Genomic DNA, 24,829 nt, shown 5'->3' with positions numbered 1-24,829 from the left:
ACCAGTATTCCCAAAAGAATTTGGTGGGTTCGCTGTTCGGGCCGGACGCTCCGCTAAGGGTTGGCAGTAAGTGAGCCGCGACGAGACGGGCACCGTCCGTTCGATGGATCGAACGCAGTTCAGGTGACGTAAAGCGAACGGGCGATAACGAGGAAGCCGGCCAGGACGAGCAGACTCTCGAGCAGGATACCGGTCATCAGCGGGACGTCGAGGATTTCGTACAGCATTCCGGCGAGGACCAGCCCGAGCGTGACGAGGCCGAACCCAAGCGAGAGATAGCCAAGCGCCGGCTGTCGGGTTCGCCGGTAGGCCTTGTACGCGAAGAACGTGATAACGCCGCCGACGAGGAGGACGAGCGTCTTGACGACCGCGAGCGCGAGCGCAGTCGGCATTGCCGCGGCGGAGGACATACTGTTCTCGTTTCGATATCCGAGACCGGTACTAAGAACCTTGCCGTTCCCGAAAGGCGTGTGATATGGCATCGGACCCCGTGACCGGATCGCACCGCGGACGGCCAAACCGACCGCTCGCCAGCGAAACGGCCACGACGGTCCCGTGCTCGAGACCGTCGAATCACTTTTGGCGTGAGCGGGCGGAAAAGCGTTCGATGACACGACTCGTCGAACTCGAGGAGACCGGCCCACGGAAACTCGAGCCGTCGGACCTCGACGATGAAAAGGGCGATATCGCTGTCTGTCAGTGCGGGCTTTCGGAGTCGTTTCCGTTCTGCGACGGCAGCCATCGACGGACGCGCGACGAGGACGACGGGACGACCTACGTCTATGAGGACGGGGAGCGCCGGGCGGTCGAACGGGTCGTAACGGCCGACGACGACGCATAAGCGCTCCGTCGTCGGTCCGGTCTAGATCGATCGCGCCGAGTTACAGACGACGAGCGCGCTGCTCGCTGCCATCGCGACGGCGGCGAACAGCGGGTTCAGCAGCCCGGCGACCGCGAGCGGAATCGCGACCGCGTTGTAGGCGAACGCCCAGCCGAGGTTTTGTCGGATCCGTCGATGCGTCCGCGTCGCGACGGTGAACGTCTCGGCGACGGCCTCGAGATCGTCGTCGACGATCACCGCGTCGGCCGCGTCGGTCGCGAGTTTCGTCCCGCCGCCCATCGCGATCCCCACATCGGCGGCGGCCAACGCGGGCGCGTCGTTGCTCCCGTCGCCGACCATCGCGACCGTCCCGCGTCCCCGGAGCCGATCGACGGTTTCGGCCTTCGCTTCCGGCGGGACGCCGGCAAAGACCTCGTCGACGCCGTCCAACTCGCGGAGCCCCGCCGCCGCCGGCCCCTCGTCGCCGGTGAGGACGACGACCTCACGACCCGCGGCGACCGCCTCGAGCGCGTCGTCCAGTTCCGCGCGCGGCGAGTCGCCGACGGCGATCACACCGCGGACCCGGCCATCCCAGCCGACGGCGACGGGCACGTGGCCGACTTCGCGAGCGTCGGTGACGCGCGACGCGAGCGCATCGGGGATGTCTAGGCCGCGCTCGCGGAGGAACTCGGGATGGCCGACCGTGATGTGCTCGCCCTCGACACGCCCGGCGACGCCGCGGTCCGCCCGCTCGAACGCCGCGACCGCGTCCCCGGCAGTGGCGTCGTCGGTCGCGGTGTTCGGTGCGGCATCGGCGACGGCGGCGGCGATCGGATGTTCGGAAAGCGCCTCGAGCGTCCCGGCGCGCCGGAGCAGGTCGTCCGGCGCGATCGAGTCGGCGGTGTGGACCCGTTCGACGGTCATCGTGCCGGTCGTGAGCGTGCCCGTCTTATCGAGGACGACGACATCGACGGCCGGAGCGTCCTCGAAGATCGTCTCCGTGGCGACGACGATGCCGCGCTCGGCGGCGGCTTGAACGCCCGCGGCGATTGCGAGCGGCGTCGCGAGCCCAAGCGCGCACGGGCAGGAGACGATCACGACGGTAAGCCCGAGCAACAACGCCTCCGACGGGCTCGAGCCGGTCGCGAGCGAGATGACCGCCGCACCGACGGCGAGGACGACGACCAGCGGGACGAAGATCGTCGCGAGTTTATCCGCGAGCCGCTGGACGCCCGGCCGGGCGCTCTGAATCGACCAGAGCAGGGAAACGAGTCGATCGAGCGTGCTTTCGGCCTCGTCGCCGACCGTGAGGACGATCGGCGCGTCCGTGACCACCGTCCCGCCGCGGACGAAATCCCCTGGCGCTTTTTCGACGGGCAGGGACTCGCCGGTCACCAGCGACTCGTCGATCGCGGCGGTTCCAGACGCGATCTCGCCGTCCAGTGGTACACGCTCGCCCGGCCGGACGAGAAGACGGTCGCCGGGCTCGACGGCCTCGAGCGGCACCGTCTCGCCGCTCTCGAGGCGAGCGTCGTCGACCTGGCGTTCGGTCAGTTCGGAGAGGAGGCCGGTCGCGCGGCGCTTGACCGTCTGCTCGTAACGGGTGCCCGCGGTGACGACGAGGACGATCGCGACGGTGACGTCGAAGTAGAGGTGGGTCCGTCCGAGCAGCGTCGCGACCGCGCTAAAGGTGTACGACCCCACCGCGGCCGTCGCGACGAGGAGGTCCATGTTCGGCCGGCCCGCGCGGAGACTGACGTACGCTCCGCGAAGGATGGGATAGCCGGTGTAAAAGAGGATAAACGAGGTGAACACCAAGATATTCGACGCCAGAAAGGAGCCGGCGTAGCCGCCGAAGTCGGCGACCGGTTCGTAGCCGAAGTAGGTGGGATAGAGGAAGAGGACGTACCACACCATGACCATCATCCCGAAGAAGCCACCCAGCAAGAGCGGGGCGAGCCCGTCGTCGGGGTCCGTCTCCGCGCCCGCGGCCGCTCGGTCGGACGCGGTGTAGCCGTGGCCGGAGATCAGTTCCGGCAGTTCGTCGGCCGAAATCCGATCGGGATCGTAGACGAGCCGGATCGTATCCGTCGCGTAGCTGGCCGTCGCCCCGAGGACGCCCTCCGTTCGCTCCGCGGTCGTCTCGAGGAAGGCCTCGCAGGTCGAACAATGCATGCCGTCGACGGCGAGGAAGGCGTCTTCCCCGTCGAGATCGTCGAGTCCGCCCTCGTCTTGCGACTCGTCCAGGCGCGATTTGACGGCCGACTCGTCGGGCGCGTCGTCGGCCCGGTCGAGCGTTCGGGAGACCTCGAGACAGCCCCGACAACAGAACGTGCCGTCACCGTCCGGCCCGGTAAGCGGGTCAGCGGGGGTCGGAAGGCCACAGAGGTCACAGGTCGCAGTGTCGCTGGCCGGCCGCGTCGAACGCGCGCTCGAGGGGCCGGCTTCCGGTGCGGACGGGTCCGTTGACGGTCGTGATTCGTACCCCATGTTAGAACGGTTGTGCAAACGGGAGCGGCGGATGTGGGAGGTGGATGCCGTACAGCATGAGTCCGTGCGAGAGCGGGATGTAGCCGAGGAGAACGAACGCCGCGCCCAGCCCGCGGTGAAGCCGAACGCGCGTGTCCGCCTGGATCGTGGTCAACAGAGTGCCGTAGAGGAACAGCGTCGGAATCGTTCCCACCCCGAGCGCCGCCAAGGACAGTGCCCCCCGCGCTGGCGACCCCAGTGCGAACGCATAGAGGTAGGCCGGATAGATAATCGGACAGGGCATCAGTCCGTGGACCGCCCCGAGCCCGACGATCCCCGGCGACGTGGCGAGCCGATCGATCCGGCTCGAGAGCAGCCCCGACAGCCGTCGGAACAGCGAGCCGAGGACCGGCAGATCGTGACCGGGAACGGCTGTTTTCCCCCGGAGGTAGTACAGGCCGCTCCCGACAATTGCGATGCCGACGAGAATGCCGGTCGCGCCCCTGACGGAATCGCCGATGGCTGCGACGGCCTCGCTCGAGGCGATCGTCACCGCCCCCAGAAGCCCGAACAGACCGCCGATGGCCGCGTAGCTCGCCGTTCGGCCGAGGTTGAACAACGCGTGCTGGCGCACCTCGAAGGCGGTCAACGTGTCGTCGCGACGCGTGTCGCTCGCGGACCCGATCCGGTCCGCGTAGGTCGTCACCAGCGGGCCACACATTCCCAGACAGTGTGCGCCCGCGAGGAGTCCGACGACGACGAGAACGAGCAGGTCGACGTGCTCGGCACCCGAGCGCAGGGAGACGGCGCTCTCGAGGGGGACCGCAAGCGGAGGCGAAACCGGGTCCGACAGGAGCGACCCTGAAAGCATGAGAAGGACGGGGCTCAGCTTGCGGTACCGCTTGCGTCACCGGCGTGGTCGTGCCCGTGTCCACCGTCGACCGGCGACATGGCGATATACAGCGAGCTGAAGATGATGACGAGGTTGACAGTAGTAACGCCGCTGGCGAACAGCGAGTGGGTCACCCCGTAGACGATCACCGGGATGAACGCGAGTAATCCCGTAGTCGCCGCCTGTCGCGGCGTGGCGGTCTCGAACATATCCGTCAATGAGTTCGTAGACGAGTTAAAACCACGAGACGTTCCCACGGAGTGGGAAGCACGGCCGGTGGTAAGTCATCCCCCTCACCTACCACTCCGTATGGCTTCAGCAACGGAACAGAGCGAGACCGATCAGGTTCGGGAGATCGGTCACGAGGAGTACGATCCGATCGGGACGGCGATCCTGATCGGGATCTACTTCCTGATACTGGTACTGCTGTGGCTATTCATGTACTTCGTCGAGTTCCTCGGCAACGGGCCGACCGTCGTCGGGGCGCTTCTGACGGTGGTGGGACTGGCATGAATATCCACACCTACGAAAAGGCCTGGCTGGTCGCAGCCATGGTATTGATCGTCGGGTTTATCGCGACGATTACCTACGGGGCGGTCGGCCCCGGAATCGCGATGATCGACGACGACGCCGGATCGATCGATCCCAACGAGATCTCCGATCACGAGCGGTTCGGCGAGACCGGCGTCGAACACCTCGGCGGGAACGAGTACGAAGTCAACGTCGTCGCCCAGGCGTGGTCGTACTCGCCGAGCGAGATCGAGGTGCCGGCCGGCAGCGAAGTGACGTTCTACGTGACGAGTCGCGACGTGACCCACAGCTTCACCGTGGTCGGAACGAACGTCAACACGATGGTCGTTCCCGGTCAGATATCGGAGATGACCGTCCAATTCGACGAGCCGGGCGAGTACGGCATCCTCTGTAACGAGTACTGCGGGGAAGGCCACCACACGATGGAAGGCCTGCTGACCGTCGTCCCCGAGGACGAGTTCGATCTGACCGAACTCTCGACCGACGCGCCACGCGAAGTCGAGGCAGGCAACGAGACGACGATCAACGCCACCGTGAGCAACGGGATGCAGGACGGACTCGAGACGACCGCGACCCTCGAGATCGGTGAGCAGCAGTACGAACGGGACGTGACCATCGACGGCGAAGGCAGCGCGGAGCTCACGTTCGACGTCGATACTGACGCGCTCGGAGAGGGCGAGCACGACTGGACGCTCACGGTCGACGACCACGAGGAAAGCGGGACGCTTTCGGTCGTCAGCGGGACGGATGGAGGTGACACGAATGAGTAGCACTGCGAGTCGGACCTATCTCGATCAGTTCCCGGCAGAGGCGAAGGTAATCAAGGCGGCCTTCTGGAGCTCGTTCATGGCCCTGGCGATCGGCGGCCTGCTCGGGCTCGTACAGGCGCTCCACCGGACGGACGTCCTCCGGTTCATCGATCCGGCGGACTACTACACCGTCCTCACCGCCCACGGCGTACTGCTGGCGATCACCTTCACGATTTTCTTCCTCGTGGGGATCTTTACCTGGGCGGTGACGACGAGTCTCGATCGCGGCGTCGTCGATATCCGCTTTACCTGGGCCTGGTACATCATGATGGTCGTCGGAACGATACTGGTCGGCGTCTCGATCCTCGGCGGGGTCGTCGACGCGATTCCGACGTACGCCGACGTTCTCTTTACGTTCTACGCGCCGTTGCAGGCCCATCCCGCGTTCTACGTGGGGCTGGTGCTGTTCGTCGTCGGCTCGTGGCTCGCCGGTGCTGACTGGTTCCGGACCTGGTGGGCCTGGCGGAAAGAGAACCCCGACGAGCGGATTCCGCTGCCGACGTTCATGGCGCTGACGACGACGCTGTTCTGGTATCTCTGTACGCTCGGCGTCGCGCTGTCGATTCTCGTCTTCCTCCTGCCGTGGTCGCTGGGGATCGTCGACTCCGTCAACCCGCTGTTGACCAGAACGCTGTTCTGGTACTTCGGTCACGCCGTCGTCTACTTCTGGCTGATGCCGGCGTACATGATGTGGTATATCATGCTGCCGAAACTCTCCGGCGGCAAACTGTTCAGCGACCCGCTTGCGCGCGTGGTCTTCGTCCTCTTCCTGCTGCTGTCGACGCCGGTCGGGATCCACCACCAGTATCTGGATCCCGGCATCGCGGAGGGGTACAAGTTCATCGCGATGACGAACACGATGTTCCTGCTGTTGCCCAGCCTGCTGACGGCCTTTACCGTCGTTGCCAGCATGGAACACGGCGCACGACAGCGCGGGGGGACGGGCTATCTCGGCTGGCTCAAGGCCCTCCCGTGGCGCGACCCGGTGTTTACCGGGATGGCGCTTGCGGGCCTGATGTTCGCCGCCGCCGGCTTCTCGGGCATGATCAACGCTGGGATGAACATCAACTACCTCGTCCACAACTCCTGGTGGGTCGTCGGTCACTTCCACCTCACCGTCGGGACCGCCGTCGCCCTGACGTTCATGGCGGCCGCCTACTGGTTCATCCCACAGGTTACCGGCAAGGCGCTGTGGAGTCGCCAGCTCGCACTCGGGCAGGTCCTTCTCTGGTTCGTCGGCATGACGTTCATGTCGAACGCGATGCACCGTTCCGGGCTGTTCGGGATGCCACGCCGAACCGCCGAACCGCAGTACCAGGGCTTCAACTTCGAACCGGCCGTCGGGACCGTCGGCGAGATCAACGCCCAGGTGGCACTCGGCGCAGTGCTCCTGACCGTCGCGCTGGCCATGTTCCTGCTGAACATGGTCCTCACCTCGTTCAACGACGATAGCGACTCGCTGCCCGCAAACACCTACGCCGGCACGCTCTCGGGTCCCGAAGATTCGCCGGCCGTCCTCGACAATCTCAAGCTCTGGACCGCGATCGCCGTCGTGCTCGTGATCGTCGGCTACACGCTGCCGCTCGCGAGTATCGTCGACTCCGGCGGCCTGTTCGGTCCCGATATCAGTGGCTTCCAACTCGCCATCGAAACCGATCCCGCACTCGTTCTCGAGTCGGTCCGCGAGGTGATGCCGTAGATGCGCATCTCGAAGGGCGCACTGCTGGTCGTCATCGCCGTCCTCGTCCCGTTCGTGGTCGAGTTCCGGACGGCGCTCTCGTGGTTCGGGATCGAACTCTCGGTTCTCGAGTCGCTCGTCCTCGGTGGCGCGGTCGTCCTCGCGATCGTGCTCTGGGCGGTGTGGCCCCCGAACGGAAACGCCGAAGCCGAGCTATCGGGCCCGAACTAAGCCACGGAATCGATTTTTGAAGGGTGCGACGGTGGGCGACCACGTCGCGGACGCGCTGGAGCAGTTCGGCGACGACGGGTCGAGCCGGGTTACCAGGTTTCGATCCGGCCGGCCCGGACGTCCTCCGCACACCCTTCGCAGTCGGGGTGGTCCGCCTCGTAACAGGCCGGTCGATACTCCGCGTCGAGCTTCGCCGCCCGCTGTTCGGCGTAGCGCCGACAGACGATCTTTGCCCGGCCCGCATCGTCGGCCGGCAACCCGCGAGCGTTCTTCGCGACCTCGTAGGAGTCCCGGGCCTCCCCGAGTTGCTCGTCGGTCGATTTCCGGAACTCCTCGAACTGCTCGCCCGCCTCCTGAAGCGTCGAGCGGAGGAACCGCTCGAGCTGACGCCGATCCGGCATTGGCACACCGTTCGACCGCAGGACACATAGGCCCGTCGGCGGTGGGTGACGATCGACACGACGGCCGGCGGGAGCGACCAGATCAGCCGGATGACAGCGACACCGGACGACATACTGAACACGACCCCTCGACGCCGTCTGGCGGTTTCTTTCGCCGACGTTCACTTTCGCTCCGGTGGCGGTACTTTAAATACTATCGGGCGCGAACGGGCGTATGCCTCCCAGTGAAACCAAAGAGGAGGCGAGACACAATGAGCGACGTACGACAACACGCGGACGACATCCACGAGCAGTTTTCGGACCACCTCGACGTCGACGTCGAGGACGTCGAAGAGCGCCTGACCACGCTCGTCGACGAGTACAAAGTGCCGATGGACGAGGCACGGCGAAGCGTCACCAACCACTATCTCGAGGAGGCCGGTCTCGAGCGTGAGGACATCTCGAGCGGCGACAGCGAGGCGGTCACCATCGAGGACGTCGACGAACCCGAGGAGTGGATCGACCTCACCGCGAAGGTCATCGAACTCTGGGACCCCCGCAGCGACTCGGTCGCACAGGTCGGCCTGCTGGGCGATCCGACGGGGACGATCAAGTTCACCAAGTGGGCCAAATCGGAACTGCCCGCGCTCGAGGAAGGGGGCGTCTACGAACTTCGCAACGTCGTCACCGACGAGTATCAGGGCCGATACTCGGTCAAACTCAACTCGACGACGGTAATCGAGGAACTCGACGAGGACCTCGAGGTCGGTAACGACACCAGCGAAATCGAGGGGGCACTGGTCGACATGCAAAGCGGCAGCGGGCTAATCAAGCGCTGTCCGGAGGAGGACTGTACCCGCGTCCTCCAGAACGGGCGCTGTAACGAACACGGGGAGGGCGACGGCGAGTTCGACCTCCGCATCAAGGCCGTCGTCGACGACGGTATCGACGCCCACGAGGTCATCTTCGACAAGGACGCGACCGAGGACCTGACGGGACTGAGCCTCGAAGAGGCCAAGGACATGGCGATGGACGCGCTCGATACGACCGTCGTCGCCGACGAGATCAGAGCGGATATCGTCGGCACCTACTACCGCATCGAGGGGCCCACCTTCGGCCGGTACGTCCTGGCCGACGACGTCGAGGAACTCGACGGGCCGGCGGATGCCGAGGAACTGCTGATCAAAGCGAGGTCGATGTAACATGAGCCAGTCCGAACTCACGCGCGAAGTCGCCCGCCGCGTCTTCGCCTCCGAATTCAACGATTCGACGTACGCATTCAAAGAGAGCGACGACGAGCGAGCGCCCAACTACGCCTTGCTCCCGACGGGCGACCGCGCGAACCGCGTGTTCGTGGTCGGAACCCTCACCGAGACCGAGGACGTCGGCGACGACAGCGAGTACTGGCGCGGCCGCGTCGTCGGTCCGACGGGAACGTTCTTCGTCTACGCCGGGCAGTACCAGCCCGAGGCCGCATCGGTACTCCGTGATACGGAGCCGCCGGAATACGTCTCCATCGTCGGCAAACCGCGAACCTACGAGACCGACGACGGAACCGTCAACGTCTCCTTGCGACCGGAATCCATCGCGGTCGTCGACGACGAGACCCGCGACCGCTGGGTCGTCGAGACGGCTGAGCGAACCCTCGATCGCATCGAGGCATTCGAGGCCTGGGAAGCCGAGCAGGAAGCGCCCGAAAGCGGCTCGACGGCACCGACCAACGAGTACGCCGAAATGGCCCGCGAACGGTACGACTCCCCCGTCGTCAACTACCGCAACGACGTAATTCAGGCGCTCGAGAGCCTCGAAAACGTCGGGGACGCGGACGACGCGGACGCGGAAGCGACGGGCTGAACGCGACTCTCGAACGGGTCTGTTTCGGCGCACTCGAGCGGACGGCGGGCACGCTCGAGCACCGGACGAACGGCCCAGTCGTCGCTCGCACCGGTCGTCTGACAAATGATTAAGTGTCGTGACCGACGACTACGGGTAGCAATGGGGAACAAGAACAAGACGATCTCGTTCCGGGTCAACGAGGACGCGTTCGAGGCGCTACAGGCGATCGCCGAGGAACGTGACATCTCGCTGTCCGCCGTCTTCCGGGATTACGTCGACCGCCTCGTCGAACACGACGGCCAGGTCGAAGTCGTCCCCGAGGACGAACTCGAGGCCCGCACCGGCGGAGCGGGAGCCGACGAGGAGATCTCGTTCCCGCCGACCGTCGAAGTCCCGAAGCGTTTCATTCGCGAACACGAACGGCTCGAACTTGAGGCCGAGCACCTCCGTGAACAACTCGACGAGTACAAAGGATACGTCAACGACCTGCAAGACCGACTCGAGGACGAGGAAGACGAGGTACTGTTGCTCGACGAGTTAGACGACGAAGACGAATCGTACCAGCTACGGTAGTAACGGCGACAGGAGACGCGGGTCCGAGACGATTCAGATTACTGGTTAGAGAAGAATTGAAGGCCTGGCGCTAAATAGCCGAGTCGCTCGAGGTTCGCACGCGTCGCATCGTCGAGATCGAACTCCCCCACCGCGTCGCGTCCCGCCTCGTTTCGCTCGTGTAGCAAGCGGAGGGGTTGTCGGAACGTCCGGAGCGTGAAACGGAGTTCCGGGTTCGTCGACCGCCGACTGAACGCTCGTAAGCATCGTATCAATAGGCTCGAAAGCCGTCCGAGACATCGCTTGTAGGTAGCCGGCCGCAGTAGTGCCTCGCCCGAACGCCTCGAGACGGACCTATCGCTCGAGTTCCCGTTTCGCCTGCCGAATCTGATCGTACTTCTCGTCCGCTCCTTCGACGCGAGCGAGCCCCTCGGCGGCCTCGAGCGTGCGGACGCCGTTGTCGAGGAAGGACAGCACGTCGCCGGGGTAGGCATAGACCATGTAGTCGTCGGTCATCACGTCGACGATCGCGTCCGGCCCCAGCCCCTGGGCGCGCAACTCGAGGAGGTACTGGATGAACTTCCGCTCCGGACAGCCACAGTAGGGATTGTTGTCGCAGTTGCAGTCGAGGAAGTCCTGCGTGAAATCGAGCACCCGGTCGCGGGTCGCGTCGTCTAACTTCTCGAGGCCGTCGCCCTGAAAGAGCATGTCGAGCGTCGCGCCCTTGAACGCTCCCTTGGGAATGTTCGTCTCGAGTTGGGAGCTGAGCTGCCGGTGGTTCTTGATGTAGATCTTGTCGGTGATGGCCACGCTTGTGGGCGCTACCCGCCGTACGCCGAAAAGTGTCCCGGTCACGAGCGGGGCAGATGTCCCGCACGACCGTCGCGCAGTTACGGGACGGAAATCGCGCGGTACGGAGACCCACACCGCGTCGGAGAGTCGTAACGTATTTTAGTCCAACCGGCTGTAGGATAACGTGTACACGTGTCCGGGTTGGGGTAGTGGTTATCCTTCAGCCTTGTGGAGGCTGAGACGCGGGTTCGATTCTCGCACCCGGACTTCCTTTTCCCGACGCCGTCACGAACGAGGTGAGCGACGGGTCGGAGCGGCATCGCCGCTCCGTTGACCGGGGAGAGACGTGGACAAGCCGAAAAGCGAGATCGAACCACGCGAGACGAGTGATACGGCGAGCGGGCAAGACCAGGGAGACGCGAGTCCGGGCGCTGACGCGCAACTTTTTGTCGCGGCGTTCCAACAGTAGCTGCCATGACCAATGGACTGGAGCCGACCGAGGAGTACGACGGCTCCATCGTCGTCCGTCTCTTGGACGATCAGTCGGGGCGAAAGGAGATCCGGTGTCCGTCCTACGAGGACGCGATCGCCGTCGTCAAAGAGAACCACCGCTCGGTCACCGTCGCGAAGATCCTGGATCGAGACGGCGCGGTCGTCTTCACGTCGTCCGAGATGGACATCGACGACTGGGAGACCGAGTGGGAGCGCGCAAAGCGCCGTCTGTCCGTCGAGATCGACGAATACGAGTGCCCGTACGACGATATCGCCTGTTTCGCCGACGATCTCTGTGTCCGGTGTCAGATCGACCGCGTTCGAGACCAGTACTGACCTCGAGCCACCCGGTTCGCGTCCGTGGCAGTTCACGCCGCGTCCGCGAGAAAGTCGGTCAGGCGTTCGACGAAGTACGCCGGCCGTTCCTCGGGTATCCAGTGACCGGCGCGGTCGACGACCTCGCCCTCGACATCGGTCGCGACCGCTTTCATGTCCCCGATCGGGAGGTCCCCGAAGGACGCCGCGCCGCCGAGGGCGAGCACGGGCATCTCGAGTGGCTCCTCGGCGTGGTCTCGATTGCGCTCGGCATCGGTCTCGTAGGCGCGGTAGTACTCGAAGCCGCCCCGCAACCCGCCGGCCTGCGAGTAACAGCGGACGTACTCCTCACGGGCGTCGTCGTCGATCGCCGAGGGGTCGTACGCGCCTTCCTTGTAGAACCAGTCGAGATAGAGTCGCTCTCGGCCGGCGACCAACTGCTCCGGGAGGTCGCGTACACTGTGAAAGCGGGTGTGCCAAAGCTGGCGTTTCTCGTCCTCGTTGATCCCCGGTAGCCCGGCCTCGAGCACGCAGAGTGCACGGACATGGTCGCGGTACTGGGCGGCATAGGCGTACGCGGTCGGCATTCCCCAGTCGTGGCCGACGAGCACGATCGGGTCGTCGCCATGTCCGAGGTGGTCGAGGAGGGCCCGAACGTCGGTCGCGACGGTGTCCTTGTCGTACCCCGAAACGGGGGTTTCGGAGTCGCCCAGTCCGCGAAGATCGGGCGCGATAACGGTGTACTCGTCGGCGAGGTGTGGAATGACATTCCGCCATTCGTACCAGGTCTGTGGCCAGCCATGGAGCAATACCAGGGGCAGTCCGTCGCCAGCGGTCACGTAGTGCAGTTTGACGCCGTTGACGCGGGCCTGTCCGTGCTCGAGGTCGTCGTGTGCGACCATACGACAACGTTCGGAAGCTGAAATATCAGTCTTCGGTACGGAGCGAGCGGTTCCAGCGTGGTTCCTTCGGGGACCGCCGGAGCACGACTAAAGACGGTCGGCGGCGAGTAAATCGAGCGCGATACGACGGTCCCGGCCGACGTACACCGGTCGTTCGGTGGCTCTCGCATGCTCTCGCGTTTAGGAGCGTCGTCGCGTAGGGAGCGTATGGCGGACGGTCGATTCGACGGGCGGGTCGACAAAACGCGGCGAAACGCGGCGCTCGCCTGGCTGGTCACGGCCGCACTCGTCGCCCTCGCGATCGCCCACGGACTCTTCGACGCCTACCGCTGGTTCGCGTTTACCGCGTTCGCGGTCGCGATCGTCTTACTGCCGGCCGCCGCGTTCCGAAATCCGCTCGTGATGCCACCCTGGGAACTACTGTGTCTGGTCTTGCTCCCCGTCATCGATGCGGCGATATCCGGTGTATCGTTCCTGACGTCGATCGCCGTGTACGTCGCCGTCGCTGCGGTCGCGCTCGTCGTGTGCGTCGAGATCGACCGCTTCACCGCGGTACGAATGAACCACGCCTTCGCGGTGGTACTCGTCGTACTGACGACCCTTGCCGTCGCCGGGGCATGGCACGTCGCCCAGTGGCTCGCCGACGTGACCCTCGAGACCGACTACATTCTAGACGGCCGCTCACAGGATGCCGCCAATCGTGCATTGATGTACAACTTCGCCTACGCGGCGGTCGCCGGCCTGCTCGCGGGTGCCGTCTTCGGGCGCTACTTCCAGTCCTACGGCGCGGATGATAACGAGGCCAGAGGCTCACCGACGCCGCGGAAGACGTCGCCCGACGGGGAACCTGCCCCCGTCCCGTCCCTGATCCGTGATCTCCTGGACGTCCCCGACGGGACCGTCAGACGGCTCTCGCGCCTCATGCAGGCGGCCCTCGCCGTCCTCCTGCTGTATGGCATCGCCGGCCGCGACCTGACGACGGTTTCGAACGCCGCCATCGCGCTCGCGATCACGTTCCTCCCGGCCGTCCTCGAGCGAGACGCCAAACTGCCACTCGAGCCGGGGCTCGTGTTCTGGCTCACGGCGGCCGTGTTTCTCCACGTCCTCGGTTCGGCCGGCTTGTACGCCCAGATCGGCCCGTGGGACAGCCTGACGCATACGATCTCGGCGTCGATCGTCGCTGCGGCGGGCTACGCGGTCGTCCGGGCGATCGACCTCCACACCGACGAGATCTACATCCCGCCCGCGATGCTGTTCGCGTTCATCCTCGTGTTCGTCCTGGCATTCGGCGTCATCTGGGAACTCATGGAGTTCGGGATCGACCGAAGCGCACAACGGGTCGGGCTCGACGCGGTCCTCGCCCAGCACGGGCTCACCGACACGATCGTCGATCTCGTCTACGACGTCGTCGGGGCCGTCATCGCCGCGATCTGGGGCTCGTTCTACCTTACGGCGCTCTCCCGGCGCATCGCCGGCCGACTCGAGGGGTGACCGGTCGCTCGGGGGACACCCGTCGAACGTCGACCTTCAGTCGGCGGCCGCGGTCAGTCGGCGGACCTCGTCGTCACCGAGCGAGAGTTGCGAGGCCGCGAGGTTGGATTCGAGGTGGGCGGGATCGGACGTGCCCGGAATCGGGAGCATGACGGCGGACCGCTCGAGGAGCCAGGCCAGCGCGACCTGTCGTCGTGTCGCGTCGTGGCGTTCGGCGATCTCGTCGAGGAGGTCGCCGTGTTCGGCCAGATCGTCGCCGTCGATCGGGGCCCACGGGATGAAGCCGATCCCCACCTCGGCACAGATCTCGAGCACCTCCCGGCTGCCGCGGTCGTTCAGGTTGTACCGGTTCTGGACGGTCTCGATCTCGACCTGCTCACGGGCTCGATCGAGGAGTTCCGCGGAGACGTTACTGACGCCGACCGCGTCGACGAGGCCCTCGTCTTTGAGTTCCGCGAAGGTCGCGACGGAGTCCTCGAAAGGCGTGTCGTCGTCCGGCCGATGGAACTGATAGAGATCGATCGTGTCCGTCCGGAGCCGGTCGAGGGACGTGAGGACCTGATTACGGATGTAGTCCGGGTCGCCGTGGGCGAGCCACTCGCCCTCGCTGTTGCGCAGCAGGCCGGCCTTGGTCGCGATCAGGACGTCGTCGGGGTCGCCGATCGCCTCGCCGATGAGGCGCTCGCTCACCGCGGGACCGTAGGAGTCCGCCGTATCGATGAGATCGACGCCGCAGTCGACCGCGTGCTGGACGACCTCGCGTGCGGACGCCTCGTCCTCCGGCGCACCGATGATGTCCTCGCCGGTGATCCGCATCGCGCCGAACCCCAGCCGACGAACGGTCGAACCGCCGATCTCGAACGTGTCGCTCTCGTTTGTGATCGAGTTACTGCTCACGAACGGAACAACAGCCTCGTCCCCCTTGAGGGGTTGGCTTCCCCGGCTAGAACACCGGTTACCGAACGGGATGGCCGTCGCTCGACTCCAGTGACGGTATCGGACTCTCCCCCCTCGAGCCGATCGCGTGATCGTCCGGACGGCGCGCGGCTACTCGTGTCCGGCGACCGGCAGCGGCTCGTAGGGTTCCTCGAGGTAGTCGATATCCGAGTCCGACAGATCGATTTCCAGCGCCTCAACGGCGTCCTCGAGGTGTTCGACACTGGTCGTCCCGACGATCGGGGTCGTGACCCACTCCTTGTGAAGGAGCCATGCGAGCGCGATCTGTGCCATCGTGACACCGTGATCGTCGGCGAGTTCTGCGACGCGCTCGTTGACCGCGGGACCGCCGCCATCCCGATACGGGAGTTGATCGATGTACTTGTCCGTCTCGCCGCGCGTCGTCGCCTCGAGTTCGTCGTGAGGACGGGTGAGGTAGCCGCCAGCGAGCGGCGACCACGGCATCACGCCGATCCCCTCCCGGTCTGCGAACGGGAGCATCTCGCGCTCCTCCTCGCGGTAGACGAGGTTGTAGTGGTTCTGCATCGTCGCGAACCGCTCGAGGTCGAGACGGTCGCTGGTGTGGAGCGCATCCGCGAACTGATACGTCCACATCGAGGAGGCACCGATATAGCGGGTCTGCCCGCGGCGAACGGCGTCGTCGAGCGCCCGCAGCGTCTCCTCGATAGGGGTCTCGTAGTCCCAGCGGTGAATCTGGTAAAGATCGACCGTCTCCATGCCGAGCCGATCGAGCGAGTTCGCTAGTTCCTGCTCGATGGTTTTCCGGGAAAGCCCCGTCGCGTTCGGATGCGGGTCCTCCTCAGGGGGCAAGAATGCTTTCGTCGCGACGACCTGTTCGTCACGATCGTACTCTGCGAGAACGTTCCCGAGGATTTCCTCGGACTTGCCCGACGAGTAGACGTTCGCGGTGTCGAAGAAGTTGATGCCGAGGTCGATCGCCCGTTCGATGATCTCCCGTGACTCCTCCTCGTCGAGGACCCACGGTTGCCACTCGCTCGATCCGAAACTCATGCAGCCGAGACAGAGCGAACTGACCTCCATCCCGGTCGATCCAAGGGTCGTGTAGTCCATGGTTGAGACAACCTATAGTTGGGGGTCGTCTCTCATGGACTCGATGCTGTTCAGAAAGCATGTTTAAGTACCCCACCGAGCGGGAGACGGACGAGTCGAGTTCGTCCCGGTGACCGTCACTCCCTGCCGGACCGAATCCGCCCTTCTTTCCGAGAGTCGAGTACGGACGAGAAGAGTTGTCGTTCACCGCGGCGAAGGAGACTCGACATCGACGGCTGCGAGATGCCGAGTTCGTGGGCGAGGTCTTCGGTCGACGTTCGACGCGGACTGTCGTAGTAGCCACGAGCGAGCGCAAGCGTGAGCGCCTCGTGTTGACGGTCCGTTAATCCGTGCCGTGAGGGGCCCTCGATCGCGGACGGATCGGGGCTGACCGAAACGAGTTCGAGTTCGATGTCACGATCCTGACAGCAGGCTCGATAGTCGTTGAACTCCGCGTAGCTCTTGAATAGTTTGTGCTCGTACCAGCCCTTCGGCGAAATCGTGGGCGGTTCGACTGGTGCGATATCGAACCGTTCGGGATCGAAGAGGCGTGTGAGTCGGTCCTCGAGTTCGACGGTGATCTTGTAAATCGCTTCGTCGCTCGTGTGTCCGACCAGCGTCGCCGCCCTCACGTTCTCGAGCGTTGTGAGTTCCGTTTCGGAGACGTCGTCCGTGCTGTCGATCTGGACGAGGAACAACTGGACGCCGTCTCGGAGTTGGAGCCCGTGAACGCACGTTAGTTCCGTACTCCGAACCGATTCGGCGACATCGAGGAGCGGAAGCGAGGGTGACTCGAGACGGAATTCAGTCGTGATCGTCATCGGATGGGGTTTGCCTCCGTTATCGCGCGTCTCACAGGGGTAATGGCCGTCATGATCGTCGTTTCTATCACGGATTACGTCTCCGGACAGGAGTATCTTGATTTACAAGACGATGCGCATCCCCGAGGCGGCCGTCGTCTCGGACACCGACCGTCACTGGCGCTGTCCGATACCGATGCCGGCCGAGTTTGCTGCCCTCGGCTGTGCGCTACGGTTGAACCTGATCCGTCGGCCGGATCAGGACTTCGTTGATATCTACGTGGTCTGGCTGTGTCACGACGAACGTGATCGTCCGCGCGATATCAGCGGGCTCGAGCTGTCGCATCGATTGGTTGTAGTCCTCGACGTAGGACTTGACCTCGTCGTCGGGGATGTCCTCGGTGAGCGCCGTGTTGACTGCCCCCGGTTCGATAGTCGAAACGCGGAGTCCCTCTTGGGCGACGTCGCGTCGAAGCGCCCGGCCGAAGCCGGTCACGCCGGCTTTCGCCGCCATATAATGCGAACTGTTCTCCATCGCAAACCGTCCGGCAACCGAGGAGAGATTCACGACGTGTCCGCGTTCTTGCTCGAGCATCGTGGGAACGACGGCGTGGGTGAGCGTGAGCAGCCCGTCGAGATTGACATCGATGGTCGTCGTGAGGGTTTCCCGATCCGCATCCGCAATGTGTGCGAGCGGCATGTAGCCCGCGTTGTTCACGAGGATATCGATCCGACCGTATTCGTCAGTCGTCGTCTCGACCAGTTCATCGATGTCGTCGTCGTCCGTGATATCGGTCGGAACGACGAGCGCCTCCCCGTCTTCGTCCTCGATCCGGGCGGCGACTTCCTCGAGTGCGTCCTCGCGTCGGGCGGCGAGAACGACGCTCGCACCGCGCGATGCCAGCGCGGTAGCCGTTGCTTCGCCGATGCCCGAAGACGCTCCCGTAACGATCGCGACCTGCCCGTCCAGTTCAGAACCGAATGCTGTTGTCATCACCCGAACCGAGGGTCGCGACCGGTTTGGGACTGCTGTTATATGGAAAGGGTGTTTAAGTAGTCCAGTGGGCCGGACCGAGACTCTCGGGCGCGTACTCGCGTCCGGAACCGGCTCGTCAAGCAGCGATCCCCGAAGTCCGTCGGTGATCCGAACTCGATCGCCGACGAATTCCTTGTCAGCGACTCGAGACTGGTCCTATCGTCAGTATCCGGATACGGGCACATGCAGGCGATATTAGCTGGAGACCGTCTCGACGTGTTTCCGTGCGTCGAGCGCGGACGTGAGGACCTGCCGCTCCGCACGACGGAGCAGAGTCGATAGCGCGGGTTGTGAAATGCCCAACTCTTCGGCAAGCGCCTCCATCGAGGTTCGGCGTGGGCTGTCGTAGTAGCCGCGAGCGATCGCGAGCGTGAGCGCCTCGTGTTGGCGGTCGGTTAATCCGTGCCGTGACGAGTCAGCAGTTGATGAGGCGTCAGCGGTGATCGAGACGAGTTCGATGGGGATACCGTGCTCCTCACAACTCGTTCGGAACTCGGCGAACGTCTCGTAGTCTTTGAACACCTTCTTCTCGTACCAGCCCTCCGGCGTGATGGTCGTCGGCTCCAGTTGCGCCCCGTCGAACCGGTCGGGGTCGAACGCCTCCGAGATGGCGTCCGCGAGTTCGACGGTGAGTTGGTACATCCGTTTCCCGTTCGTGCGTCCGAGCGCCGTCACCTCCACGACTTCCTCGAGCGCCGCGAGGTCGTCGTCGGAGACATCGTCCGTCGAATCGATCCGGACGGTAAATATCCGAACGTCCGACTGTAGACAGAGTGCGTGTACGCACTCGACCTCGTCGGGTTGCAGTGACGCCGTAAGCTCCACAAGCGGCAGCGAGGCTGATCGGAGCCGTAATTCAGTCGTAACCGTCATTGTGGAGCGGAACGCTCCACGTACAGTTAATATTCTGGATCGGCACGCGGGCACTAGGGACTACGGCTTCGCCCACGGTGTTTTCGTGAATAACGAAACGCCCGACGGCGATGGGGACGTTCGTGAGCCGGTTCAAATCCCTCCGACTCGAGGCAGAAACACTGCCGAAATCAGCTGCTGTATGGCCGCTACGTGACGAATTGGAGAAGGATGCGCCTCCCGAATTCTGAATTACGCCTAAGAACCTGCTCGCTTCGCTCGCGGGGACAGGGACAGCCCGATCTTCAGTCGAGTGCGTGCCATGCTGGTCGGGTGTTTCGGTGATTGAAATGAGTCAGGAACTCCGACCCATCTCACCGGAACGCGCAAAGGAAATGTACCTCAACGCTCGCAAGCGCGAGGTGTCCCAATCGACTCTCGACGGCTACCACTATCGACTGAAGCACTTCATTCGATGTGCAACGAGGTAGGCTGACGTTGACAACATGAACGACCTCACCGGGCGGAAGCTCCAAGAGTTCCAAACGTGGCGGCGCGACGACGGGGAGCTTAAGCCCGTCACCGACCCGAAACTGGTACCGCGCTCAAGAACGGGAAGGAGGGTGAACGAATCATCGTGTTGAGTGGCACCGTCTGTAGCGCCATGGATGGCTACATCGAACATAACCGACCAGATACGCGGGGCGACTCCGGCCGAAAGCCTCTCGTCACCAGTCAGTACAGTCGTCTCTCACGGGAGACGGTCTACAAAGTCACTCGACCGTGCTACGACGGAGTAGACTGTCCACATAATCGTGATCCGGATACCTGTGAGGGAACCCACGACAACGGCTACAGCAAGTGTCCAGTGAACGTCTCTTCCCACGATATTCGACGTGAAAGTTCACGCACCATCTTTCCGAAGATGCGCCTGAAAAGGTCGTGAGCGACTGCATGAACGTGGGTTCGGACGTACTTGATAAGCACTACGACAAGCGGAGTGAGAAACAGAACAATGATGACGACAGCGACCAGTCGGACGTAGAGATTCTGGACCACGAGTTCTACGACGAGGGATTTCAGTCCAGTGTCCGTGGCACTGCTGTCAACAACGCTGACCGGGAACTCTCTTACGTCGAAGCGACCGCAACGTTCCTCGACGCCGATGGAACGCAGATCGGTGAAGGACCCGACAACGTGAACGATCTCGCGGCTGGTCGTGAATGGGAGTTCGACTGTATGTACACGAGTCAAGACGCGAGCCGTATCGAAGAATACGAAGTCGAAGTCTCGCTCGGGTTCTGACCACCCATTTTTTCAGGTGCCAATCACGAGTAGGTGTATGACTGAACAGCCCGAATCAGGTGAATTACTGGTAGGATCGTACCTTCGGTTGATAGAGGGGTGTGAGTTGGTGATGTACAATCAACGGTCGCAGGAGCAAGGCGACCAACTCGAGATCGACGTGATTGGTGTAGAGAATACCGACGAGGGTGAGCAAATCATCTACACCTGCGAGGTTGTGACGCATATCGACGGACTTCACTACTCGGGGACGCCTGCCACCAACCGGTGGGCAGAGTACGGGAACGAAGACTACCAGCACACCCTCGAACGGCTCTGGCAGAAGTTCACTGCTGATCAAGAGTACGTCACCGACCTATTCGACGCCGATTCCTACGTGTTCCAGTTCTGGTCGCCCGTCGTGCGCGGAGACCGTGACGAGAAATTCTTGCTAACAGGCTTGTACGATCTGGCCGACGAGTTCGAAGAGAAACGGGACGCAGAACTCGAACTCGTAATCAACGAAGAGTACACCGAGCGCATAGAGGAACTGCGCGAGCGAGCGGGGCAGACCGAGAAGGACTACGGCGAACTCGGATTCCGTATCCTACAGATTCTCGAACACCTCCGGTGAGCGGGCGCGAGACAACCTTCTCACTCACCACTATTGAATCCAAATCACGCGAAAACGACACTCGTAGCCGACGATACTCCACAATTCATCCCGTAACAAGGGAAGGAATGAAGATGCCTCGGCACGTACAATGTAATGAAACGCCCGACGGCGAAGGGTGCGTTCGTGAGCCGGTTCAAATCTCTCCGGAAATCGCGGGGGCAACACTGCCGAAATCCACCGCTGTACGGTCAATCTGCAACGAACCGCAAAAGGATGCCGCCTCCCGGATTTGAACCGGGGACAGCTCGATCTTCAGTCGAGTGCTCTCCCAGTCTGAGCTAAGGCGGCCTACCCCATTCTCCGTCCAGGGTATAAAAAAGGATTTCGAATCGGAATCGGTGTTCCACGCCACTTACAGGAGACCCGATACCGGTTCGACGGTCCGAGTAAGTGTCGGGAAACCGAGTAACGTGAACGATACGGGATTTCTATACGTGATTACCCGGCGTCTGTTGGAATTTCGGATATTCAAGACACCCTTTTCAGCACTGGGGAGTAATATCGTGTTATGGCAGCCCTTACCTCGAGTCAGGAGGCCCGAGAACTCGACGCCAACACCATCCTCGAGCTGTTGGCGAACCGCCGCCGTCGCTACCTCCTCTATGCGTTGCGCGGACACGACGAGCCGATCGAACTCTCGACGCTGGCGGAGACGGTCGCGGGTTGGGAACACGACGTGCCGCCCGACGAAGTCGCGAAGAACGAATACAAGAGCGTCTACGTCTCATCGGTCCAGTGTCACGTCCCGAAACTGGACGATGCAGGCGTCGTCGACCACGACGAGGACAACCATACCGTCGTCCTCGCGGACAACTTCGAACAGCTCGAGCCGTACCTCCGGATCGTCGTCGAGGACGAGCCGGAGAACTCGACGCTGCACGCCGCGCTCCAGACCGAGTCCGGGGATGGCCTCCTCGGCCAGATCCGCGAAAACGTCGCGCGACTCAAGCAGTGACCGGTCCGGGTTGATCTCGGGTCGAGAGGAACATGGATTCGGCCGACTCGAGGGGACTACCGCGGTCGTTCGTCGGACTGAGGCGACGACATCCTGCCGGTTCGAACCACGGTCACAGCGAAGCGGTTCCCTGATTCGGACCGTCTTTTCGTCACACTGCCGGTGCTCACGAAATCGTTCGCGCCAGCAATAGTGGGCTCGGGCGGGTTCGAACCACCGACCTCGGCCTTGTAAAGGCCGCGTCATGACCAGCTAGACCACGAGCCCGCATCCGCAACGAGTGGGTCCGTCCGAATAACCTTTACTCTCTCGTCGTGCAGGACATCTGCATGGCAGTCGAGTACGTATTGCGGGGTCTACTCGTGATCGCCGGTCTTTCTCTCGTCGGCCTGCTTCTCGTTCAGGTGGGGCTCGTCTCGGCTCCGTGGGCTCCTGACAGCGGTGAGGTCCGTGTTTTCGATGGCGGGGGCGACGGGAAGACGACTGCGGACGGTGGCGGTAACCGCATCCCCAAAGCCGTCGTCGACGTGGCGGTCGCGGACTCCGGTGTCGAGCGGTACACCGGGTTGAGCGACCACGACTCGCTCGAGCCGGGTAATGGCATGTTGTTCGTCCACGACGAGGAACGGGAACAGACCTACGTGATGCGCGGGATGGACTTCGATATCGACATCGTCTTCATCGACGCGGATCGCGAGATCACGACGATTCACCACGCCCGCGCGCCCGGTCCCGACGAGGACGGGGAAGAGCTCAGATACACCGGGCGCGGAAAGTGGGTCCTCGAAGTACCACGCGGCTACGCGAACGAGACCGGCATCGAAGTCGGGGACGAGGTCGACATTGACCTCGAGAATCGGGGCGGTATTATCGGGAGCGGCTCCGAGACGCTCACGCAGGCCGTCACGAGGGCGGAACACGAGCCGATCGTGCCGGTAGCGGTCGCCGCCGAGCATGGGTCGGTGCGTCGATAATCCTTATTGCCGGCGACCCCTGAGCACGGCCAATGAATAGCGCCGAGCCGGACGCGGACGATCCGTTCGAGGAACAGCGCGAAGAGGTCGAGAATCCGATGAAGCGGCTGTTCCTCGAGTACGGGTCGAACTACACGGGTGCTGCAGTCATCGGCATCATTGCGAGTTTCTTCGCACGGATTCTGGACCTGCTCCCGGCGCTCATGCTGGGGGTCGCGATCGACGCCGTGATCCGTCAGGAGATCCCGTACGCGGAGGCGTTCCCAGTCGGCGGGGGGCTCGTCGCGTCCGCCGTCCCCGAGGGACGGCTGGCGCAGTTCTGGCTGACGATCGGGATCATCGCGAGTGCCTTCCTCCTCTCGGCGGGTTTTCACTGGACCCGAAACTGGGGGTTCAACACCTTCGCTCAGAACGTCCAACACGACATCCGGACCGATACCTACGACGAGATGCAGCGCCTCGATATGGGCTTTTTCGCCGACAAGCAGACCGGCGAGATGATGTCGATCCTCTCGAACGACGTCAACCGCCTCGAGAAGTTCCTCAACGACGGGCTGAACTCCCTGTTTCGGCTGCTCGTGATGGTGCTCGGTATCGGCGGGCTGCTGGTCGCGATCAACTGGCAACTCGCGCTGGTCGCCCTGCTCCCGGTGCCGTTAATCGCCGCCTTCACGTACCTGTTCATCCAGACGATCCAGCCCAAGTACGCACAGGTCCGCTCAACCGTCGGTAAGGTCAACTCCCGACTCGAGAACAACCTCGGCGGGATTCAGGTCATCAAGTCCAGTACGACCGAAGCATACGAGTCCGACCGCGTCGAAGCCGTCTCCAAGGAGTACTTCGACGCCAACTGGGGGGCCATTCGGACGCGAATCAAGTTCTTCCCCGGCCTGCGCGTGCTCGCGGGGATCGGCTTCGTCGTTACCTTCCTCGTCGGCGGGCTCTGGGTCATCGAGGGGCCACCGGGCCCGTTCTCGGGCGACCTCAGCACCGGCATGTTCGTCGTCTTCATCCTCTACACCCAGCGATTCATCTGGCCCATGGCGCAGTTCGGCCAGATCATCAATATGTACCAGCGGGCTCGCGCCTCGAGCGCCCGCATCTTCGGGCTGATGGACGAGCCCAACCGGGTCGGCGAGGAGCCTGACGCCCCCGATCTCGAGGTGACCGAGGGCCGCGTCGAGTACGACGACGTGTCCTTCGGGTACGGCGAGGGGGAGACCCGGCGCGCCGCCGCTCAGTCGGACGGCGACCGCCGTGAGTCGGGAGACGGCGAGACGATCCTCGAGAATATCGATTTCACCGTGGAGGGCGGCGAAACGCTCGCGCTGGTCGGCCCCACCGGGGCCGGCAAGTCGACGGTCCTCAAACTCCTCTTGCGGATGTACGACGTCGACAAGGGGGAGATCCGGGTCGACGGCCAACGGATTCGGGACGTGACCCTCGAGAGCCTGCGCGAATCGTTGGGCTACGTCAGCCAGGACACGTTCCTCTTCTACGGGAGCGTCGAGGAGAACATCACGTACGGGGCCTTCGACGCGGACCGCGAGGACGTGATCGAGGCCGCGAAGATGGCCGAGGCCCACGAGTTCATCCGAAACCTCCCCGAGGGTTACGACACCGAAGTCGGCGAACGGGGCGTCAAGCTCTCGGGCGGCCAGCGCCAGCGGATCTCCATCGCCCGCGCGATCCTCAAAGATCCCGACATCCTCGTCTTGGACGAGGCCACCAGCGACGTCGATACCGAGACGGAAATGCTCATCCAGCGCTCGATCGACGACCTCGCCGAGGATCGAACCACGTTCGCCATCGCCCACCGGCTCTCGACGATCAAGGACGCCGATCAGGTCCTCGTTCTCGAGGGCGGCGAGATCGTCGAGCGGGGGACCCACGACGAACTGCTCGCGAACGGCGGACTCTACTCGCATCTCTGGGGCGTGCAGGCCGGCGAGATCGACGAGCTTCCCGCGGAGTTCATCGAGCGCGCCCAGCGCAGGCAGGCGCGGACCGAAGTCGGCGACGACGACTGACGAGTGCTGCGATCGACGCCGCGGT

Annotated in this window: 27 protein-coding genes and 3 tRNA genes; 16 read left to right on the top strand and 14 right to left on the bottom strand. The window is 63.6% G+C overall.

The window, feature by feature from the left end:
* Positions 1-119: 119 nt before the first annotated feature.
* Positions 120-410 carry a DUF7521 family protein gene (locus C487_RS17770; RefSeq protein WP_006187220.1) on the bottom strand — a complete coding sequence of 97 codons (291 nt, stop codon included), beginning with the start codon at positions 408-410 and terminating at the stop codon, positions 120-122.
* A gap of 197 nt (positions 411-607) precedes the next feature.
* Here C487_RS17770 and C487_RS17765 point away from each other — a divergent pair, with 197 nt between their 5' ends.
* Positions 608-841 (top strand): CDGSH iron-sulfur domain-containing protein, encoded by a 234-nt coding sequence (locus C487_RS17765; protein ID WP_006187219.1) that lies wholly within the window; start codon positions 608-610, stop codon positions 839-841.
* A 21-nt stretch (positions 842-862) separates the two neighbouring features.
* Here C487_RS17765 and C487_RS17760 read toward each other — a convergent pair whose 3' ends face one another.
* The 3 genes from C487_RS17760 to C487_RS17750 are packed head-to-tail and all read right to left on the bottom strand — an operon-like array spanning position 863 to position 4,390.
* Positions 863-3,310 (bottom strand): heavy metal translocating P-type ATPase, encoded by a 2,448-nt coding sequence (locus C487_RS17760; protein ID WP_006187218.1) that lies wholly within the window; start codon positions 3,308-3,310, stop codon positions 863-865.
* A 1-nt stretch (position 3,311) separates the two neighbouring features.
* Entirely contained in the window at positions 3,312-4,160 is an 849-nt protein-coding gene (locus C487_RS17755; protein WP_006187217.1) for a sulfite exporter TauE/SafE family protein, read from the bottom strand.
* 14 nt (positions 4,161-4,174) lie between these two features.
* Positions 4,175-4,390, bottom strand: a complete 216-nt coding sequence (locus tag C487_RS17750) for a hypothetical protein (protein ID WP_006187216.1) — start codon at positions 4,388-4,390, stop codon at positions 4,175-4,177.
* Between the two features lie 100 nt (positions 4,391-4,490).
* Between C487_RS17750 and C487_RS17745 the strand changes: the two genes are divergently transcribed.
* The 4 genes from C487_RS17745 to C487_RS17730 are packed head-to-tail and all read left to right on the top strand — an operon-like array spanning position 4,491 to position 7,430.
* Positions 4,491-4,694: a hypothetical protein gene (locus tag C487_RS17745; RefSeq protein WP_006187215.1), complete on the top strand. Its 204-nt coding sequence runs from the start codon at positions 4,491-4,493 to the stop codon at positions 4,692-4,694.
* Positions 4,691-5,482, top strand: a complete 792-nt coding sequence (locus C487_RS17740) for a cytochrome c oxidase subunit II (protein ID WP_006187214.1) — start codon at positions 4,691-4,693, stop codon at positions 5,480-5,482. The genes C487_RS17745 and C487_RS17740 overlap by 4 nt, the downstream gene beginning before the upstream one ends.
* A complete protein-coding gene (locus tag C487_RS17735; RefSeq protein ID WP_006187213.1) occupies positions 5,475-7,220 on the top strand; it encodes a b(o/a)3-type cytochrome-c oxidase subunit 1 in 1,746 nt (581 codons plus the stop codon). The genes C487_RS17740 and C487_RS17735 overlap by 8 nt, the downstream gene beginning before the upstream one ends.
* Positions 7,221-7,430 carry a hypothetical protein gene (locus C487_RS17730; protein ID WP_006187212.1) on the top strand — a complete coding sequence of 70 codons (210 nt, stop codon included), beginning with the start codon at positions 7,221-7,223 and terminating at the stop codon, positions 7,428-7,430.
* Positions 7,431-7,519: 89 nt separating this feature from the next.
* On the opposite strand, the gene C487_RS17725 is transcribed toward C487_RS17730, so the two are convergent.
* Positions 7,520-7,831 (bottom strand): DUF7091 family protein, encoded by a 312-nt coding sequence (locus C487_RS17725; protein WP_006187211.1) that lies wholly within the window; start codon positions 7,829-7,831, stop codon positions 7,520-7,522.
* A gap of 251 nt (positions 7,832-8,082) precedes the next feature.
* On the opposite strand from C487_RS17725, the gene C487_RS17720 reads away from it, so the two are divergent.
* From C487_RS17720 to C487_RS17710, 3 genes are all read left to right on the top strand, one after another.
* Positions 8,083-9,012, top strand: a complete 930-nt coding sequence (locus C487_RS17720; RefSeq protein ID WP_006187210.1) for a hypothetical protein — start codon at positions 8,083-8,085, stop codon at positions 9,010-9,012.
* Between the two features lies 1 nt (position 9,013).
* A complete protein-coding gene (locus tag C487_RS17715; RefSeq protein ID WP_006187209.1) occupies positions 9,014-9,664 on the top strand; it encodes an RPA family protein in 651 nt (216 codons plus the stop codon).
* A 141-nt stretch (positions 9,665-9,805) separates the two neighbouring features.
* A complete protein-coding gene (locus tag C487_RS17710) occupies positions 9,806-10,219 on the top strand; it encodes a ribbon-helix-helix protein, CopG family (RefSeq protein ID WP_006187208.1) in 414 nt (137 codons plus the stop codon).
* A 333-nt stretch (positions 10,220-10,552) separates the two neighbouring features.
* Here C487_RS17710 and C487_RS17700 read toward each other — a convergent pair whose 3' ends face one another.
* Complete coding sequence (locus C487_RS17700) at positions 10,553-11,008, bottom strand: DUF5814 domain-containing protein (RefSeq protein ID WP_006187206.1); 456 nt, start codon at positions 11,006-11,008, stop codon at positions 10,553-10,555.
* A 177-nt stretch (positions 11,009-11,185) separates the two neighbouring features.
* Here C487_RS17700 and C487_RS17695 point away from each other — a divergent pair.
* A tRNA-His gene (locus C487_RS17695) sits at positions 11,186-11,257 on the top strand.
* 207 nt (positions 11,258-11,464) lie between these two features.
* A complete protein-coding gene (locus C487_RS17690; protein WP_006187205.1) occupies positions 11,465-11,818 on the top strand; it encodes a hypothetical protein in 354 nt (117 codons plus the stop codon).
* A 32-nt stretch (positions 11,819-11,850) separates the two neighbouring features.
* On the opposite strand, the gene C487_RS17685 is transcribed toward C487_RS17690, so the two are convergent.
* On the bottom strand, positions 11,851-12,699 hold the full coding sequence (locus C487_RS17685) for an alpha/beta fold hydrolase (protein WP_006187204.1): 849 nt from the start codon (positions 12,697-12,699) through the stop codon (positions 11,851-11,853).
* 207 nt (positions 12,700-12,906) lie between these two features.
* On the opposite strand from C487_RS17685, the gene C487_RS17680 reads away from it, so the two are divergent.
* A complete protein-coding gene (locus C487_RS17680) occupies positions 12,907-14,190 on the top strand; it encodes a hypothetical protein (RefSeq protein WP_006187203.1) in 1,284 nt (427 codons plus the stop codon).
* 36 nt (positions 14,191-14,226) lie between these two features.
* Here C487_RS17680 and C487_RS17675 read toward each other — a convergent pair whose 3' ends face one another.
* The 5 genes from C487_RS17675 to C487_RS17655 all read right to left on the bottom strand — a co-directional run bounded on the left by C487_RS17675 (position 14,227) and on the right by C487_RS17655 (position 18,906).
* Entirely contained in the window at positions 14,227-15,087 is an 861-nt protein-coding gene (locus tag C487_RS17675) for an aldo/keto reductase (protein WP_006187202.1), read from the bottom strand.
* 150 nt (positions 15,088-15,237) lie between these two features.
* Positions 15,238-16,218 carry an aldo/keto reductase gene (locus C487_RS17670; protein WP_006187201.1) on the bottom strand — a complete coding sequence of 327 codons (981 nt, stop codon included), beginning with the start codon at positions 16,216-16,218 and terminating at the stop codon, positions 15,238-15,240.
* A 116-nt stretch (positions 16,219-16,334) separates the two neighbouring features.
* Positions 16,335-17,018, bottom strand: a complete 684-nt coding sequence (locus C487_RS17665) for a helix-turn-helix domain-containing protein (RefSeq protein WP_006187200.1) — start codon at positions 17,016-17,018, stop codon at positions 16,335-16,337.
* A gap of 208 nt (positions 17,019-17,226) precedes the next feature.
* A complete protein-coding gene (locus tag C487_RS17660) occupies positions 17,227-17,991 on the bottom strand; it encodes an SDR family oxidoreductase (protein WP_006187199.1) in 765 nt (254 codons plus the stop codon).
* A gap of 237 nt (positions 17,992-18,228) precedes the next feature.
* A complete protein-coding gene (locus C487_RS17655; RefSeq protein WP_175417045.1) occupies positions 18,229-18,906 on the bottom strand; it encodes a helix-turn-helix domain-containing protein in 678 nt (225 codons plus the stop codon).
* 933 nt (positions 18,907-19,839) lie between these two features.
* On the opposite strand from C487_RS17655, the gene C487_RS17650 reads away from it, so the two are divergent.
* On the top strand, positions 19,840-20,190 hold the full coding sequence (locus C487_RS17650) for an FxLYD domain-containing protein (RefSeq protein ID WP_006187197.1): 351 nt from the start codon (positions 19,840-19,842) through the stop codon (positions 20,188-20,190).
* Between the two features lie 37 nt (positions 20,191-20,227).
* Positions 20,228-20,803 carry a hypothetical protein gene (locus tag C487_RS17645; protein ID WP_049908256.1) on the top strand — a complete coding sequence of 192 codons (576 nt, stop codon included), beginning with the start codon at positions 20,228-20,230 and terminating at the stop codon, positions 20,801-20,803.
* A gap of 256 nt (positions 20,804-21,059) precedes the next feature.
* On the opposite strand, the gene C487_RS17640 is transcribed toward C487_RS17645, so the two are convergent.
* Positions 21,060-21,133: transfer RNA gene (locus C487_RS17640), tRNA-Phe, on the bottom strand.
* A 220-nt stretch (positions 21,134-21,353) separates the two neighbouring features.
* On the opposite strand from C487_RS17640, the gene C487_RS17635 reads away from it, so the two are divergent.
* Entirely contained in the window at positions 21,354-21,800 is a 447-nt protein-coding gene (locus C487_RS17635) for a DUF7344 domain-containing protein (protein WP_006187195.1), read from the top strand.
* A gap of 193 nt (positions 21,801-21,993) precedes the next feature.
* Here the strand turns inward: C487_RS17635 and C487_RS17630 are convergent.
* Positions 21,994-22,067 (bottom strand) — tRNA-Val (locus C487_RS17630).
* A gap of 62 nt (positions 22,068-22,129) precedes the next feature.
* Between C487_RS17630 and C487_RS17625 the strand changes: the two genes are divergently transcribed.
* Both C487_RS17625 and C487_RS17620 read left to right on the top strand, forming a co-directional pair.
* Positions 22,130-22,774 carry a DUF192 domain-containing protein gene (locus C487_RS17625; protein ID WP_006187194.1) on the top strand — a complete coding sequence of 215 codons (645 nt, stop codon included), beginning with the start codon at positions 22,130-22,132 and terminating at the stop codon, positions 22,772-22,774.
* A 32-nt stretch (positions 22,775-22,806) separates the two neighbouring features.
* A complete protein-coding gene (locus C487_RS17620; protein WP_006187193.1) occupies positions 22,807-24,804 on the top strand; it encodes an ABC transporter ATP-binding protein in 1,998 nt (665 codons plus the stop codon).
* Positions 24,805-24,829: the final 25 nt, after the last annotated feature.

The sequence above is a fragment of the Natrinema pallidum DSM 3751 genome (genome assembly GCF_000337615.1).
Taxonomy (GTDB): Archaea; Halobacteriota; Halobacteria; order Halobacteriales; family Natrialbaceae; genus Natrinema; species Natrinema pallidum.
The sequence above is the reverse complement of the archived record's forward strand: the minus strand, read 5'-3'. Positions and strand labels throughout refer to the sequence as shown.